The organism is Enterococcus sp. DIV1368d (assembly GCF_050542975.1).
GTDB lineage: Bacteria > Bacillota > Bacilli > Lactobacillales > Enterococcaceae > Enterococcus_D > Enterococcus_D casseliflavus.
Genome location: NZ_CP172939.1, coordinates 2,224,237 through 2,239,864 on the forward strand (window position 1 = coordinate 2,224,237; position 15,628 = coordinate 2,239,864).

10 protein-coding genes, 2 pseudogenes and 1 riboswitch are annotated in these 15,628 nt (G+C 43.8%); of the genes and pseudogenes, 6 read left to right on the plus strand and 6 right to left on the minus strand.

Annotated features, from left to right (window positions below):
* Nucleotides 1-28: 28 nt before the first annotated feature.
* From IGJ44_RS10355 to IGJ44_RS10370, 4 genes and pseudogenes are all read right to left on the minus strand, one after another.
* Nucleotides 29-3,193 carry a DEAD/DEAH box helicase gene (locus IGJ44_RS10355; RefSeq protein WP_060792240.1) on the minus strand — a complete coding sequence of 1,055 codons (3,165 nt, stop codon included), beginning with the start codon at nt 3,191-3,193 and terminating at the stop codon, nt 29-31.
* A 16-nt stretch (nt 3,194-3,209) separates the two neighbouring features.
* Nucleotides 3,210-3,752, minus strand: a pseudogene (locus tag IGJ44_RS10360) (SbcC/MukB-like Walker B domain-containing protein); the annotation flags it as partial.
* A gap of 1,800 nt (nt 3,753-5,552) precedes the next feature.
* Nucleotides 5,553-6,338: pseudogene (locus IGJ44_RS10365) on the minus strand (AAA family ATPase); the annotation flags it as partial.
* Nucleotides 6,339-6,340: 2 nt separating this feature from the next.
* On the minus strand, nt 6,341-7,462 hold the full coding sequence (locus IGJ44_RS10370; protein WP_060792238.1) for an exonuclease SbcCD subunit D: 1,122 nt from the start codon (nt 7,460-7,462) through the stop codon (nt 6,341-6,343).
* Nucleotides 7,463-7,716: 254 nt separating this feature from the next.
* Here IGJ44_RS10370 and anmK point away from each other — a divergent pair, with 254 nt between their 5' ends.
* From anmK to IGJ44_RS10385, 3 genes are all read left to right on the plus strand, one after another.
* Nucleotides 7,717-8,877, plus strand: coding sequence for an anhydro-N-acetylmuramic acid kinase AnmK (gene anmK, locus IGJ44_RS10375; protein WP_167827070.1), 1,161 nt, complete (start codon nt 7,717-7,719; stop codon nt 8,875-8,877).
* Nucleotides 8,878-8,898: 21 nt separating this feature from the next.
* Nucleotides 8,899-10,194: a PTS sugar transporter subunit IIC gene (locus IGJ44_RS10380; protein ID WP_005229683.1), complete on the plus strand. Its 1,296-nt coding sequence runs from the start codon at nt 8,899-8,901 to the stop codon at nt 10,192-10,194.
* A 115-nt stretch (nt 10,195-10,309) separates the two neighbouring features.
* On the plus strand, nt 10,310-11,401 hold the full coding sequence (locus IGJ44_RS10385) for a DUF871 domain-containing protein (protein ID WP_060792236.1): 1,092 nt from the start codon (nt 10,310-10,312) through the stop codon (nt 11,399-11,401).
* A gap of 53 nt (nt 11,402-11,454) precedes the next feature.
* On the opposite strand, the gene IGJ44_RS10390 is transcribed toward IGJ44_RS10385, so the two are convergent.
* Complete coding sequence (locus tag IGJ44_RS10390; protein ID WP_005229679.1) at nt 11,455-12,090, minus strand: lysophospholipid acyltransferase family protein; 636 nt, start codon at nt 12,088-12,090, stop codon at nt 11,455-11,457.
* A 137-nt stretch (nt 12,091-12,227) separates the two neighbouring features.
* Between IGJ44_RS10390 and IGJ44_RS10395 the strand changes: the two genes are divergently transcribed.
* A complete protein-coding gene (locus tag IGJ44_RS10395) occupies nt 12,228-12,962 on the plus strand; it encodes a tRNA1(Val) (adenine(37)-N6)-methyltransferase (RefSeq protein ID WP_060792235.1) in 735 nt (244 codons plus the stop codon).
* Nucleotides 12,952-13,230, plus strand: coding sequence for a GIY-YIG nuclease family protein (locus IGJ44_RS10400; protein ID WP_060792234.1), 279 nt, complete (start codon nt 12,952-12,954; stop codon nt 13,228-13,230). The genes IGJ44_RS10395 and IGJ44_RS10400 overlap by 11 nt, the downstream gene beginning before the upstream one ends.
* Before the next feature lie 86 nt (nt 13,231-13,316).
* Here IGJ44_RS10400 and IGJ44_RS10405 read toward each other — a convergent pair whose 3' ends face one another.
* Nucleotides 13,317-14,009 (minus strand): hypothetical protein, encoded by a 693-nt coding sequence (locus IGJ44_RS10405; RefSeq protein WP_060792233.1) that lies wholly within the window; start codon nt 14,007-14,009, stop codon nt 13,317-13,319.
* Nucleotides 14,010-14,240: 231 nt separating this feature from the next.
* Nucleotides 14,241-14,313: riboswitch (Fluoride riboswitch) on the plus strand.
* A gap of 90 nt (nt 14,314-14,403) precedes the next feature.
* On the opposite strand from IGJ44_RS10405, the gene IGJ44_RS10410 reads away from it, so the two are divergent.
* Nucleotides 14,404-15,615: a chloride channel protein gene (locus IGJ44_RS10410; protein ID WP_060792232.1), complete on the plus strand. Its 1,212-nt coding sequence runs from the start codon at nt 14,404-14,406 to the stop codon at nt 15,613-15,615.
* The last annotated feature ends 13 nt before the right edge of the window (nt 15,616-15,628 follow it).

Consider the following 15,628-nt stretch of genomic DNA (forward strand, 5'->3'; position numbering starts at 1 on the left):
CCTGCGGCAGGTCCATCTTTTTGATTGGCTAACTTTCTTCGCCGATACTCAATATCAAGCGAATATCTTCTTCTGTCATTTGTTGAAGCTGTGTTTCATTGCCTTGGATCACTTTTTGGAAAAGCTCACGTTTTTCTTGTTGCAACGCATCCATTCGTTCTTCAATGGTTCCTTCAGCAATCATTCGCCAGACTTCGACAACATTTTTTTGACCGATCCGATGGGCTCGTCCAGCGGCTTGTTCTTCCACCGCCGGGTTCCACCACAAATCGTATAAGATCACGGTGTCTGCGCCGGTCAGATTCAGTCCTGTTCCTCCTGCTTTTAACGAGATCAAGAAGACGTCCTTTTCTCCACTATTGAAGGCATCAACCATCGTCAAACGATCTTGCGGCGGTGTGCTGCCTCGCAAGTAAAAGGACTCAAACCCTTCTTGTGCTAGCTCTTCTTCAATGATCGAAAGCATGCTAGTAAACTGAGAAAATAACAGCACACGACGCCCATTTTCTTTGGCTGCTAAGAGTAAATCTTTGACCTGTTCAAGTTTCCCAGAAGACCCTTCATAATCCTCCACGAATAATCGTGGGTCACAACAGATTTGCCGCAGTCGAGTCAAACCAGCTAAGATACTGATTCGATTTTTACGAAAAGACGTAGAATCCATTTGCGCGATTTCTTCCCGCATTTGCCGCAAGTACGCCAAATAGATTTTCTTTTGTTCTTCTGTTAAAACACTGTAATAATTTGTTTCCAATTTTTGCGGCAAATCATGCAGCACGGATTTTTTGTCTCTTCGCAAAATAAAGGGTTTGATCATTTTCGCAATTTCTTGTGTAGACAGTTCTTTAAATTTCTGCTTGTTCGGGAAAAATCCTGGCATGATCATTTGGAACAAGGACCACAATTCTTCTAAATTATTCTCGATCGGTGTGCCGCTGAGGGCGAATCGCTGTGGAACTTCCAAGGAGCGCAAGGCCTGTGCCGTTTTGGTCGCACTGTTTTTGACCATTTGCGCTTCATCTAAAATCAAACAAGTCAGATCTAGTGCTTGATAAGCATCAATGTCTTGCCGCAAGCTTGCATAAGAAGTGATGCGGACGTCCGCTGGCTGCGCCATCTGCCCTTCGCGCTCTTCTTTCGTTCCGCTGATGACAGACGCAGAAATCGTTGGCGCAAACCGTTTGATTTCTTGTTGCCAGTTGAATGTTAGACTCGCCGGTGCCACGATCAATACATTCAATTTTTGTTTCTCTTGTTTTTCTGAAAGTAAGTAGCTGATCGTCTGAACGGTCTTCCCTAACCCCATTTCATCGGCAAGGATACCGCCAAATTGATAGTGGCTCAACATTTTTAGCCAACGGAACCCAACTTCTTGGTATTGCCGCAACTCAGCATGCAAGTTTTCTGGCAGCTGCGCCTCAAAGTTTTCTGGATGGATCAAGTCTTCCGTCATTTGTTGAAAACCGGCACTAAAGCTGGCTTGATCAGCAAACTGCTCTTGCAGGAGCAGCCCTTGATTCAAAGGAACTTGGATCGCCCCATCCTTCGCTTCTAGTGAAAGACGCAATTTTTTCAGGGCAGCACTTGCTTCTTGAAACTCTTCCGATTCCAATGAAAGGACTTGCCCATTTTCTGTGGTATAAAATTGTGCAGACTGTAACAGGCTGCGCAAGACCTCATTGATCTCTGACTCTTGAATGCCGCTGACATCAAACTTGATATCCAACCAAGAACCATTTTCTTCGATAACGATTTCTGGTCGATGGTGTTGGGCGTCAAGGTAAAGTTCCCGCAGCTTCTTGCCGATACGGACTTCACCTAATTGCCTTAAAACAGGGATCTCCCTTGTAAAAAAGGTATAAAGTTGTTCCCCCGCAGGTAAGCTTTTTTGCCAATTTTTAGTGCTCGCTTGATAGCCAAAGGTTTCAATAATCGCTTCAATTCGTGCTTCTTGTTGAAAATCACGTAAAATCTCGGGATGATTTTCTGGCATATAGTGATGTTTTTCATCACTTGAAAAAACGACTTCTCCATAAGTGAAGTCTACTTGTAAATCGACTTGTCCTTTGATTTTCCGTAACGAAAAGACAGCTTTCAATTCAGACTCTTCGATTTCATTTTGAACTTCAGGTGCTACTTGGACACGCCCGATTTTTCGCAAATAAGGCAATACTTTCATAAAAAGATTCGCTAGTTCTTCTTTCGGATAGTCGATGACTGGCTGTTCAAATCGTTTAAACAACTGTTGCATCGTGACATAGATTTCCTTTTGTTCGACAGTCAGTTCATAAAAGGTTCCATCCAGCAGACCCCAATTATAATAGCTAAGTAAATGGTCAAAATCTTTCACGAATTCCAGCGGAAAATGATCCTCTTGTTTTGTGACTGAAAACGACAAAGGTTCACCGATTTGAAAATCGGCTTCATTGACTTTTGTTTCACCAATGGTTATTTGCGTATAGACTTCGTTTAACTGTAACAACAATTCTTTGCCGAACTCAACTGGTAGCAGCAAATACTTTTTGTCAAGTTTACCACTGATCTGAATGCCTGCTTGCCCGATTAACTGTTGCGTTTGCGCGATTCCTGCCAATCGATTCAACAAGGCTCGATTTTTCTCATCAAAGGCATCCGCAGATAGAAAGAAGGTCTGCTGCTTATTCGCTGCGTACTGCTTGTTTTCTTGGTACATCTGCAAAAATTTATAAATGTTTTTAACGACATAGGTCCGTGCGGTGCCACGATGGCCGACTTTGAGGGAAATCCCTAAGATATCCATTTCTTGATGGTAAGGATTGGTGGCGATGGTATCTATCCGAAATTCAACCTGTAAGGGTTGGCTCGTTTCTTTTTCGCTCCCTAAGCGGGCAAAGCCGTTGGAAAACATCTCTGAAGCAGAAAAGGCTTTTTTGATGGGGGTTTGCTCATTGATTTTTCGTGTTTTCCCTTGTTTGCGTAGATAAAGTTCGACTGCCACCGTGTGTTTGCAATAATGATGCTCTTCCCAGTACGGACATTGGCAATAATCTACCTCTTTGGCTGTAGCATCTAAGGTCACTAAATACAATTCTGTCCCCAATACTTCTGCGTGCCACACATTTTTTTCTTTGTCTGGTGTGACAGATAAGACGCGATCTTCGTTGACATACGTTCTGCCACGCTCAATTACTTTTTCTGGAATACTCCACTTCATAAGAGCCCTCCTCTCCTTATTCTTTTATTCGGATCCGGCTTTGCCCGCTGCCGTTAGTTTCTACGAAAACTTGCTGCAGGATTCTTGCCCGCAGTTCTCGAACATGACTGATGATCCCAATCATGCGCCCTTCATTTTCGATCATTTCTAATGCTTCCATCGCCATTTCCAATGATTCTTCATCAAGCGATCCAAAGCCCTCATCAATAAAGAGGGCTTCGATCTCGATCCCACCAGCTCGTTGCTGGATCACATCCGCCAAAGAGATCGCCAACGCTAAGGCAGCAATAAAGCTTTCGCCGCCTGAAAGTGTATGAGCTCTTCTGACTTGTCCCGCATTATCGTCATATATGTCAATTTCTAAGCCTGTTGAGCTTCGATAGCTCCCGACTTTATCCGCTAATTCAAATTGATAGCGGCCACGAGTCAACCGAGCCAAGCGTTCATTGGCGACTTCTAAGATCTCTGTCAGAAATTGCTGCAGTACATACCGTTCCAAGCTGGTTTTTTTGACGTTTTCGCCGTTGATGGTTTCTGCCAACTGCTGAAGTTGGCCTAATTGGGCCAGTTCTTCGACATTTTGCTGATAAATGACCTGCAGCTCGTCAAACAACCGTTGATTGACGTTGACTTTCTCCTGTTTGCGAACTGTTTCTTGCTGTAGTTCCTCCATCACGGTCTGCAACTGAAGGTAGTCAGCTTCCAAATGGTTTAAATCTATCGCAGCTTGCTCTTTTAACTGTGCATCTAACAATGCTAGCCGTTGCTGAACAAACACCGTTTCTTGCTCATAGGTTTTGATTTCTTCTGAGAGAACGGTTGTTTGAGCGGCTTGGGCAATCAATTCCCGCATCGTTTCTTCCGTCATACCAGCTTCTTGGAGTCGCTGCGTCAGTCGTTGTTCTGCTTTTGTCTTAGCCGCTTGCTTTTCTGCAAAAAATTGCTGCAGATTTTTCAGCTTCTCTGAAAGAATCGCTTGCTGCTCGTTTAGCTGCGCTTCTTGTCGGGCATCAGCCTCAATTTGTTGCGTATATTCCCTCAGTAAACCATTGGTTTTTGTTAAATCGGCTTGTAATTGTTCATACGTTGCGCCTGCAAGTTGTTCCTGTAAAGAAGCCAATTTCCCCTCCGCAAGCTGACGCGCTTCTTGGGCTTTTTTCGCTTGCTCACTGACTTGCTGAAAGGACTCATTTAACGTTGCTAATTTCTCATTTACTGCCTGATGTTTCTTCTGTGCGTCTTCATAAGAAGCGGCTTTTTGTTGATTGAAAGATTGCCGTTTCTTTAGTTCCGCTACCGTCGTTTCCTCGGTAATCGTCTCTTGGTTTTCTATCGGCTGCAAGGCAGCAAATGCCTGTTGAACTGCAGTCCAAGCGAATGCCACTTGCTTCTGCGCAGCAACACTGGTGGCTTGCCATTCGCTGATTCGCAATGTGGCTTGCTCCTGCAGCGTTTGATTTGCCGATACTTGCTGCTGGATCTTCGTCAATTTTTCTTGTGTTTGCTCAAGTCTTTGTTCACTGGCAATGATGTCTTCGATGCGATAGGTCGTGTGCTCCTGTGTATTCGGATGATCCAATGATCCGCAAACCGGACAGGGTTCATTTTCTTCCAGTAATAGACGAAGCCGAGCAATTTGCATTCGAGCATTTTGACTGGTTTCTTGTTTTAACGTTTTTTGCAGCTCCAGCAAGGATGCTGCTAATTGCTGTTGTTCAAGAACTAACTCCGAATGAATTTGTTGCTGTTCCCCTGCTTTTTGCTCGGCTTCACGAAACTGCGCTTTTGCTTGCTGCCATTTTTCGACCAGAGCCTGCGTTTCTACCAATTTCACCGCTTCTGTTTGAAACCCTCGCAAGGTTTCGATTTCTTCTACCAGATGCTGCGCTTGCGCTTTGGCACTTGCTTGCGCTTGGTTTATCTTCGTTAATTCGGTGGTCTGTTGCTGTGCGGCTTTTTCAAGTTGCGCCACTTCTTCTTGCTGCGCTTGTGTACGCTGTGCTAGCGGGATCTGCTGCTGGATTCGTTGAACTTTTTGACTAGCAGCTTCCTGTTTTTTCTTGATGCCGTCAATCAACGCTCGTTGGTCTTGCCAGCTTACTTGTTGCTGCTGAATTTCTTGCAACTGCTGCTTTGTTTCGTTGATTTGCTGAGCAGCTTGCTGTGCTTCTTTCACTCGTTCTTCTTTTTGCTGCATGATTTCTTGATGTTCAAGCGCCCACACCAACTGGTTCAACTGTGCTTTTTTCTGAGCAATCTCGGTTTTTTTAGCATGCAGCTCTCGGGCTTTTTCTTGTAGACCTTGCCATTCGATCCGTGCATTTTCAATTTCTTTTGCACGGTAAAAAGCATCTTGCGCAGCTTTCATTTCTTGGATCGCTTGGTCTTTTTTGTGCAATAATTGCTGAAGCTGCGCTTGTTGTTTTTCTAAATCCTGCGCCCACAAAGTCAGACCTTCCGCAACCGTTAAAACCTCCTGCGCTTCTTCCCATTCAAAGCGCTCCATGATTTGCGAGGCGAGCAGCTGCTGATGCTCAAGCTTTTTACTTTGTGCTTTGACTTGCTCTTTCAACCATTCATTAAATTGTTGATACATTTCCGTGCCAAATAAATTCCGTAAAACGCGTTCTTTCTCATTGCTGCTGGCAATCAGAAAATTACGAAATTCTCCTTGCGGCAACATCATGATTTGAAAAAACTGTTTGGCATCCAGCTGCAGCAGATCCTTGATAAATGCATCAACTTCTGTGCGTTTACTGATCTGCTTTTTCTCTTTGCCTTCGGCGTCAAAAATCGTCAGCTGGACTTTTGCCGTTTGGTTGGTGACCCCGTCACCACGTTTTTTTGCTAAGGTCTGTTCCGGTTTCCGTTGGATCTGGTAGGTAAAACGCTGATGTTCAAAAGTAAAGGTGACGCTGGTCTCTTCGGTTGGTGAAGCAAACATCGAGCGCATTTCTTTGCCTGAGCGCAGATTCCCCGATGTTTCACCGAACAAGGCAAACGTCATGCCATCGAAAATCGTCGTTTTTCCTGCACCCGTTTTGCCGCTGATCAAAAACAAACCGCCAGCTTGCAGCTGACTAAAATCCAATTTTTCATCAATGAATGGACCAAAATTTTTCATTTGTAAAGACTTCGGTTGCATGACTATTCCCTCTTTTCCACGACAAATGCTTCATTTAATCCTTGTTCGATCCACTTGGTTTGTGCATCGAGCAATGAATCTCCCGTCATTTCTTGAAAAAAATGACTGATCAAGGTCTGCGGGTCGGTTTCTCGTGTGGTTAGCTGTCTTTTTTTCGTCTGTTCTCGTCCATTCAACCGTTCGACAGACAAAATAAATGGATAGATTTTTCGCAACTGATTCATCATATTTGGAATCACAGCACGATCCGTCAGCAGAAAATGCCAAAACGCCTCACGATTTAGATCACGGTAAAAAACCGGATCGATCAACTCCTCAAAGGAAGCCGTCAGTTGCTGGATATCCCTTTTTGGTGTGAGGGGAATAAATTCATTGGTGTCTTTTACAGTATCCACAAGATAGACCCCTTTTTGGTTCGTCCGTTCAGAAAGGGAAAATTTCAGCGGAGAGCCACTGTACCCGATTTTCGGATGTTTCAGGGCGGTATTGGCATGTAAATGCCCCAAAACGACTCGATCAAATGGCGCAAAAGCGGTGGTCGGTACGCTGTCCAATCCGCCAACTTGAATTTTTGTTTCTGAATCTGTTTGGCTAGAACCCGCCACAAAAAAATGGGTCACTAGCACTTGCTTTTTGGACGAGTCAAAGTTCTTGGTCATCTCCTCAATGACTCTTTGGACACTATCAGAAATCTTCATTAATGGTTCATCAAAAAACAAGCGCGCCTCGATCGGTTCAAAATAAGGCAGTAAAAAGAACTGTGTATCGTCAAACTCAACCGGGTGCAAACTTTGTTCGATGCTGGTGGACAGGTAAAAGCGTGTTTGTTGAAACCACTGACTACCGGTTTCTAGCCGCGTTGGGCTATCATGGTTTCCTGAGATAGCCAATAAAGGCAGTTCATTCGTTAGATTGATTTCTGCGATTTTTTCATTCAATAATTTGACTGCATCGACAGCGGGAACGGAACGATCATACAGATCACCTGCAATGACGATGGCAGCGACTTTTTCTTCTAAAGCGATCGCAATGATTTGATCGATAATTGCTCGCTGGTCCTCCAGCAAATCATAGCCATGTAGTTTTTTTCCGATGTGCCAATCAGCTGTATGTATAAAGCGCATTTCTTCACCTTCTTAAAAAATATCCTTCCAACCATTATACCACTTTCCCTGATCGTTAGACATCTCTCTGCCAGCGAAATTTCACTTACCACTCATTTTTGATAAAAAGAGCGAACACCTGACATCATTATGTTGAAATGTTTTTTCAATTATAAATTTATATCTTGAAATATAATTACACTTCATTTACAATGAGTGTGAAATCGAATTCAACAATCGCTTTCATCACTATTCTAAAAGAAAGGAGAAACGATATGCTTGCAATAGGACTCATGTCAGGAACCAGTTTGGATGGGATCGACGCTGCTTTAGTAAAAATCAATGGCAGCGGCACCGAAACTGACGTAAAGCTGATGGAAATGATCACGCTGCCCATTGGTGAAGAATTGAAGGAGCGAATAAAAACCGCTTGTGATCCGGTGGAATCAAATGTTCCCCTCATCTGCCAATTAAATACTGAATTAGGGTATGAATTTTTGAAAGCGTGTCAAATCCTCTGCCAAAAAGCTGGTATTGAAGAAAAAAGCATTGATTTTGTTGCCAGCCACGGACAAACGATCTGGCACTCCCCCGATGCTGAACCAGCGAAAAACAGCACCTTGCAAATTGGCGAACCTTCAATTATCGCTTATGGCTTACAAACGAAAGTCGTCGCCGATTTTCGAGTGATGGATATGGCTGCTGGCGGTCAAGGCGCCCCTCTTGTTCCTTATACAGACTATCTGCTCTATCAATCAGACACCAAAAATCGTTTGCTGCAAAATATTGGCGGCATCGGCAATGTTACTGTACTACCAAAAAGTGGCAGCTTAAACGAGCTGTATGCCTTTGATACAGGTCCAGGAAACATGGTCATCGATGAATTAATGGTTCAGCTATTCGGTCAGCCTTATGATGCGTTTGGTGAAACAGCCCGTGCGGGAGCAATTATACCAGCCTTGCAAAAGGAATTAAGAACTCATTTTTATTTGTCCCAGCAACCGCCGAAAAGCACCGGGCGTGAGCTTTTTGGAAAACAATTCGTGCAGCAGTTATTGACCCAGTATCCCGAAGCAGCACCTGAAGACTTGGTGAGGACTTTAACCGATTTTACCGCTTTTTCCATTGCTGACAGTTACCAACGGTTCATTTTTCCTCAGTTGGGAACAAACGATATGGAAGTGATTCTCTCGGGCGGCGGTGCCCACAATCATCTGCTGATTGAGATGATCCAAGGCTATTTACCAGAATCAGTAGCCGTTGGAACACAAGATGACATTGGCGGTTCCAACGATGCCAAAGAAGCGGTGGCTTTTGCCATCTTAGGAAATGAAACCCTTCACAGCCGTGTCAACAATGCCCCTGCAGCAACCGGGGCATCCCAAGGCGTGATCTTAGGGAAAATCATTCCGAATCCATGGGAAGCAAAAATGTAAAACACCTTAGGAGGATAAACCATGTTAGATAAATTCACTCAATTCATCGAGCGCCATTTGGCAGGACCGATGGAAAAACTTGGCAGCCAGCGTCACTTGCGGGCGGTTCGTGACGGGATCGTCTCAACCTTGCCATTGATCATCGTCAGTTCGTTCTTTATGATTTTAGCCTTTCCACCGCTGCCTCAAAGTTGGGGCATCTATCAATTCTTGTCTAGTAATGCCACAACGATCTTATTGCCTTATCGAATGACGATGTACATTATGAGCTTGTATGCGGCATTCGGGATTGGATACAGTCTTTCTCGCTCTTATAAGCTTGATGGTCTTTCTGGCGGGATCCTAGCTACGACCGCCTTTTTACTGACCTTCACCCCGGTCAATATCCCAGCAGAAGCCTTGGATGCTGCTGGAACGGTCGGCTTTGTCTTGCCAATGGCCAACTTAGGGAGTGCTGGTATGTTCGTGGCGATCATCACCTCGATTCTTGCCGTTGAAATCTATCGGTTAACGGACAAATCGAAATTTAAAATCACGATGCCAGAACAAGTCCCACCTGCAGTCGCTCGCTCTTTCGAAGCCTTGACCCCTACCTTAGTCATTATTTTAGGAATGGGCGCGATCACTTACTATATCGGCTTTGACTGGCACACGATCGTGGCAAAAGTCGTCGATCCTTTAGTCAGTGCCGCAGACACCTTGCCAAGTGTGCTATTGATCACCTTCTTGACGACCTTCTTCTGGTCATTCGGGATCCATGGTGCTTCTATCGTTGGATCATTGGCTCGACCATTATGGTTGCAGTTGTTAGAAGGGAATACAACTGCGCTTGCTTCAGGAGATATGATTCCCAATATCGCAGCCGAACCATTTTATCAATGGTTTATCTGGATTGGTGGGGCTGGTTCAACGATTGGTTTGGCGATTTTGCTAGCGTTTCGCACCAAATCAGAATTCGGTTCAAAACTAGGAAAAACAGCCTTAATTCCAGCAATTTTCAACATCAATGAACCACTGATTTTCGGTACACCGATCGTCTTGAATCCAATCTTGATCCCACCATTCATCATTGCGCCTTTAATCAATGGTGTCATTGCATGGGTCGCCACCTCAGCAGGTTTAGTCAATGCCGTCACGGTCAATGCCCCTTGGACATTGCCTGGACCAATTGGTGCTTTCTTAGCGACTGGCGGCGATTGGCGTGCCATCGTGCTGAATGTTCTTTTGATTCTTTTATCGATTCTGATCTATTACCCATTCGTAAAAATCTATGACAAAAACGAATTAGAAAAAGAAAATCAACCAGTCGCACAATAATGTGTAAATAATGGTCGTACGAAGTACCCATCAAGACAACAGAAGAAGCCTTCCTCAGCAGCTTTTTCAATGCCAAGAGGTGCTTCGTGCGGTTTTTTAGAAAGAAGGAAAACCATTGAAACGAGAAATTGGCCTTTCGATTTACCCCGACCATAGCGATCCTTTACTGGATCAAGACTATTTAAAAAAAGCTGCTGCCCTTGGTTATTCGCGCTTATTTATGAGTATGCTGGAAGTCAGTGAAGGCAAAGAGCCCGTCAGAAAAAAATTCTCTTCGATTATCGGGTTTGCCAAGAACCTTGGCTTTGAAACGATATTAGATATTTCGCCAGCTGTTTTTAGTGATTTGGCGATCTCTTATGACGATCTGAGCTTCTTTGCAGAATTAGGTGCGGACGGTATCCGCTTGGATCAAGGATTTGATGGCAATAAAGAAGCCCAGCTGACCTTTAATCCATTTGGCTTGGCGATTGAATTGAATATGAGTAATGATGTGAACTATTTAGAAAATATCCTTTCTTATCAAGCAAATGAACCTTTTTTATATGGCTGCCACAATTTTTACCCCCAACGAGGCACAGGCTTAACGGAGGCTTTTTTCCGCAGCTGCAGTCAACGTTTTAAAAAATATGGGTTGAAAACAGCCGCCTTTATCACTAGTCAATCAGCCAAAATTGGCCCTTGGGAAGTCAATGATGGCTTACCGACCTTAGAATCTTGTCGAGATTTACCATTGGCGCTGCAAGGGAAGCTGCTTTTTGCTTCTGGGTTGATCGATACGGTGATTATTGGCAATGCCTATGCGTCGGATGCAGAACTGAAAGCTCTGGCGGCGATCGATCGCTACAAACTGACATTTGGCGTTTCCGTAGAAGCAGAAGCCAGCGAAATCGAACGGAGGATATTAGCTGAAACCAATCATTTTCGTCGCGGTGATAGTAATGCGTTAGTTGCTCGTTCCACACAGTCACGGGTGAAGTACCGTCCCGTCGAAAACCTCCCTCATACAAACCAAGAACCGTTTGCTTACGGGGACATCGTTATCGGCAATGATACCTTTGGTCAGTACAAAAACGAATTGCAGATCGTTTTGACCCCTCACCAAGACGTGCGAAAAAACAAAGTCGGCACTATCCCCAAAGAGGAGTTGCCTTTGTTGGAATATTTGAAACCATGGACCAAATTTGCTTTCGAATTATTGGATTAACTCTTTAGAAAAAAGCCGCTGATCACAAAAGGATCAGCGGCTTTTCTTAGGTATTAATCTTCTCTTTTGGACTCATCGATTTGATAAACAAATGACGGATCAATCGCTTGATCCAGTGTGTCAAATGCACCCTGGATGCGCCGTTCGACTTCCGCCAAGCCCTCTTTGTCCATCTTTTTGATGTCACTGATATCGATTGGCTCCCCAAAGCGGACGGTTACTCGCTTGCGTTTAAATAAATCCTTTAATGTCAGCGGTCCTTGATAAACAGAGGGAACGATCTTGACCTTAGCCATTTTTGCGATCAACGCCATGCCGCCTTTTAAAGCCGTTGCGTGTCTCGTACCACTTGGAAACATGATCAAGCTAAGATCGGTTTCCTTCAAAATTTTGACTGGCGTCTTTACCGCACTCGGTCCTGGTTTGTCCCGTTTGACTGGAAAAGCATTGGCATGAATCAAAATGAACCGTAAAATCGGGTTTTTGAACAGCTCTTCTTTCGCCATAAAACTAAATTTCTTTGGCCGAGCAGCCACTGCTAGGTACAATGGATCCCACCAGGTTCGGTGAGGAGCCACTAAAATATAGTTTTCATTTTTAGGTAAAACCTCTTTGTTTTGATAACGAGCATTGCCGTTGATCAAAAATAATACTACGCGAACCACACCGCGCATAAAGCGAAAAAACATACTCATTTTCCTTTCTATTTCTCTCCTATTCAAGTATGCAAAAAAACGGTTTAAATGACAAGCATTTTTTAGCGTTTCCCATTATTCTTAATCGTAGTATAATACATTGAAATGAATTTAGAACAGGAGTATGCTTCATGTTGCAACCGAACGAACGCATCGACCAATTGTATGCCGATGACATCAAGATCATTCAAAGTTCCGAAGTTTTTTCTTTTTCATTAGATGCTGTCTTATTAGCCAATTACGCTAGAGTGCCAAAAAGAGGTGTGGTCGTTGACCTTTGTGCAGGGAATGGTGCAGTCGGTTTATTTATCAGCAGAAAAACGACCGCTCATATTTATCAGGTCGAATTGCAGGAACGTCTAGCGGATATGGCGCAACGCAGTATCGAATTAAACGACTTGCAAGACCAGCTGACGGTCTATCCTATGGACTTGAAGAACCTCTTTCAAAAAATCAAACCTGATTCCGTCGATCTTTTGGTCTGCAATCCGCCTTATTTTAAAAATGTACCGACGGCGATCAAAAACCCGAATCCCTATTTAGCGATCGCCCGTCACGAGATCACCACAAATTTAGATGAAGTGATCCAAACCGCCAGTAAAGCGTTAAAAATGAACGGACGGTTTGCGATGGTTCATCGACCGGATCGCTTTCTCGATATTTTGGACCATATGCGTGCCCATCGAATCGCCCCAAAACGCGTCCGCTTCGTCTATCCGAAAGTAGGCAAAGAGGCAAATATTTTATTGATTGAAGGAATCAAGGATGGTAAGGCGGATGGCTTTAAAATTGATTCCCCTCTCATTACCTATGATGAAACAGGTGCCTATAGTTCAGAAGTGAAGGCGATGCTCTATGGCTGCTGAGAATCATTATTTTTATGTCTTGCGTTGCAACGATCAGTCCTTCTACGGTGGTTATACCACTGATTTGAGTCGCCGCTTATTAGAGCACAACAAAGGGATTGGGGCAAAATATACCCGTCCTGCTAGTCGCAGACCTTTGCAAATGATTCATGCAGAAAGCTTTTCCACTCGCAGTGAAGCCACTCAAGCAGAAGCCGCCTTCAAAAAATTGTCTCGCAAAAAGAAAGAGGACTACCTAATCAGTCATAGGAAAAGCAATGTTATCTGACTAAGCATACAAAAAAACTACCTGCGCACGGAAGATTCCCTCTTGAGAGAACTTTCTTTCGTTACTTAGGTAGTTTTCTTTTATGGTTATTCATTCCTATTCGGTAACGCCCATTGGGTTTGACTTTTCCCAAATTCTTGCGGGATCACAGAATCGACGGATTGATATTCGAGGGTTTCTTGAGTATTTGGAATCGTAATTGCCGTCAAATAGTTGTTGGTTTCGGAATAGAAGCCGATCGTTTCAAAGGAAGGATCAGTCAAATGGTATTGAACCCCCTGCAGTTTAGCGGTTGTTTCCTCTTCCACAAATGTCGGTTGATAGCGAGCATAGTAAACCTGGGCGCCCATTTTAAAATATACGGAGTTATGAGCAGATCCAAGAAATTCAATCGCCCGTTCCACTGGTACTGCTTGATAGATCCCTAAAGTTTCAATCGCTTCATTGCTTTGGATGCGCTGATAAACTGCTGTAGTATCAGATTCGTAATATTTATAGCCTAAAAACATTTTTTCGCGGTCACGGATATTCGGTGTGATCAGCGCATTATACGTTTTGAATTCACCATACACTTGATCTCCAATAAAAAAGCCTAGCAGACACGCAACGACTATGCCGCCAAGCAATAGCGTCACTTTTGGGTTGCGGTTTTCTCGATAAAGCAAAACCATCAGGAACCCTAATAACGCAATTAGACCAACCACCATGAGAATTGGTAGGATCACGTAATAAAAACGCTCACTTTGCAGCCATTTTTCGATCGTCATAAATGCAACCATTCTTTCTTCCCCTTCGATTCCTCACTACCTACTGTTTTTCCCTTGGTCAACCAGTAGAAGGATCGTCCTTTCATCCCTTTTCTTGCCATTGACTCTTCCGACGCTCAATTCACATGTAAATTCTTATGAAATTAATTTTACCATAAGTATGTATAAAAGATAAGTATTAGATGGACTGCTTTTCGCGACCAGCATCCATTGACAAAACGAGGGTTTTATCAGATAATATTGATGCTAATAGGGAATGAATGTCTCCCTCAGTTCTTACTGAAACCGCAATTTTGCTAATGACTTCTACCACTTTTTTAGTGTGTAGTAGTCATTTTTTATTTTCACTCGTTCGTCATAGTTGCAAGAGCATTATTCCTATATTTTTTAAAGGATCGTGATAGAAATGAAGAAACAAAAAACAACGTATTTTGAACTGACTACATTAGGTTTGCTCAGTCTGGTGATTGGGGTGCTTGCTGGAGCCGTTGACACTTTCTTTGGTAAAATTTTGCTGTTCTTAAGTGCCTTTCGTGAAAGTCATTTTTTGCCATTGATTCTCTTCTTACCAATTATCGGTATTTGCTTTACTTACCTTTTCCAAAAGTATGGCGATCGGAGTCCTCAAGGAATGAACTTAGTGTTTTTAGTCGGGCAGGAAGAAGAAAAAGATATTCCGCTGCGTTTGATTCCTTTTGTAATGGTGGGAACCTGGCTGACGCATTTATTTGGAGGAAGCGCCGGCAGAGAAGGAGTTGCGGTTCAGTTAGGTGCCACCATCGCCAATCGTTTAGGAAAATGGCTGCGAATAGAAAAGTACGCCAGCACCCTGATCATGATTGGGATGGCTGCGGGATTTGCTGGTTTATTTGAAACCCCCATCGCTGCGACGTTCTTTGCATTGGAAGTGCTTGTCATCGGTAAATTCAGTCATCATGCCCTCTTACCTGCTTTGCTGGCTGCTTTCACTGCTAGTACGACTTCTCAATGGTTAGGCTTAGAAAAATTTAGTCTTATGTTGCCTCAATCCGTCGATTTGACGATACCTGTTTTTCTGAAATTACTTGTGATTGGGTTGATTTTTGGTATGGTTGGCGGTAGCTTTGCGGGCTGTTTAGAAACGATGAAACGCATCATGAAGCGGCGCTTCCCGAATCCACTGTGGCGTATTGGGATTGGCGCATTGGCGTTAGTCTTGCTTTTTGTTTTGTTGTATCAAGGGCGTTATTCAGGCTTAGGAACAAATTTGATCAGCGCGAGTTTCACGAATCAACCGATCTATTCTTATGATTGGCTGCTTAAGTTGGTGTTGACCGTATTGACCATCAGCATTGGTTTTTTGGGTGGAGAAGTCACCCCTTTGTTTGCGATTGGCTCTTCTTTGGGGGTCGTGTTGGCGCCACTGTTCGGACTGCCTATCGAACTGGTAGCAGCACTAGGCTATGCCAGTGTTTTTGGCAGCGCCACTAGCACCTTATTTGCACCGATCTTTATTGGTGGAGAAGTCTTTGGCTTTCAAAATCTACCCTTCTTTGTGATCGTCTGCTCCGTCGCCTACTTTATCAGTAAACCTTATAGTATCTATCCTTTACAAAAAACATCGGCAATGGGACAATGAGCCACTTCTGAAC

What these genes read in the sequence shown, in the direction of transcription:
- IGJ44_RS10370 (WP_060792238.1), bottom strand. Translation starts at nt 7,462, where the DNA reads ATGCGCTTTATACATACAGCTGATTGGCACATCGGAAAAAAACTACAT.
- IGJ44_RS10410 (WP_060792232.1), top strand. Translation starts at nt 14,404, where the DNA reads ATGAAGAAACAAAAAACAACGTATTTTGAACTGACTACATTAGGTTTG.
- IGJ44_RS10355 (WP_060792240.1), bottom strand. Translation starts at nt 3,193, where the DNA reads ATGAAGTGGAGTATTCCAGAAAAAGTAATTGAGCGTGGCAGAACGTAT.
- IGJ44_RS10380 (WP_005229683.1), top strand. Translation starts at nt 8,899, where the DNA reads ATGTTAGATAAATTCACTCAATTCATCGAGCGCCATTTGGCAGGACCG.
- anmK (WP_167827070.1), top strand. Translation starts at nt 7,717, where the DNA reads ATGCTTGCAATAGGACTCATGTCAGGAACCAGTTTGGATGGGATCGAC.
- IGJ44_RS10400 (WP_060792234.1), top strand. Translation starts at nt 12,952, where the DNA reads ATGGCTGCTGAGAATCATTATTTTTATGTCTTGCGTTGCAACGATCAG.
- IGJ44_RS10405 (WP_060792233.1), bottom strand. Translation starts at nt 14,009, where the DNA reads ATGGTTGCATTTATGACGATCGAAAAATGGCTGCAAAGTGAGCGTTTT.
- IGJ44_RS10390 (WP_005229679.1), bottom strand. Translation starts at nt 12,090, where the DNA reads ATGTTTTTTCGCTTTATGCGCGGTGTGGTTCGCGTAGTATTATTTTTG.
- IGJ44_RS10395 (WP_060792235.1), top strand. Translation starts at nt 12,228, where the DNA reads ATGTTGCAACCGAACGAACGCATCGACCAATTGTATGCCGATGACATC.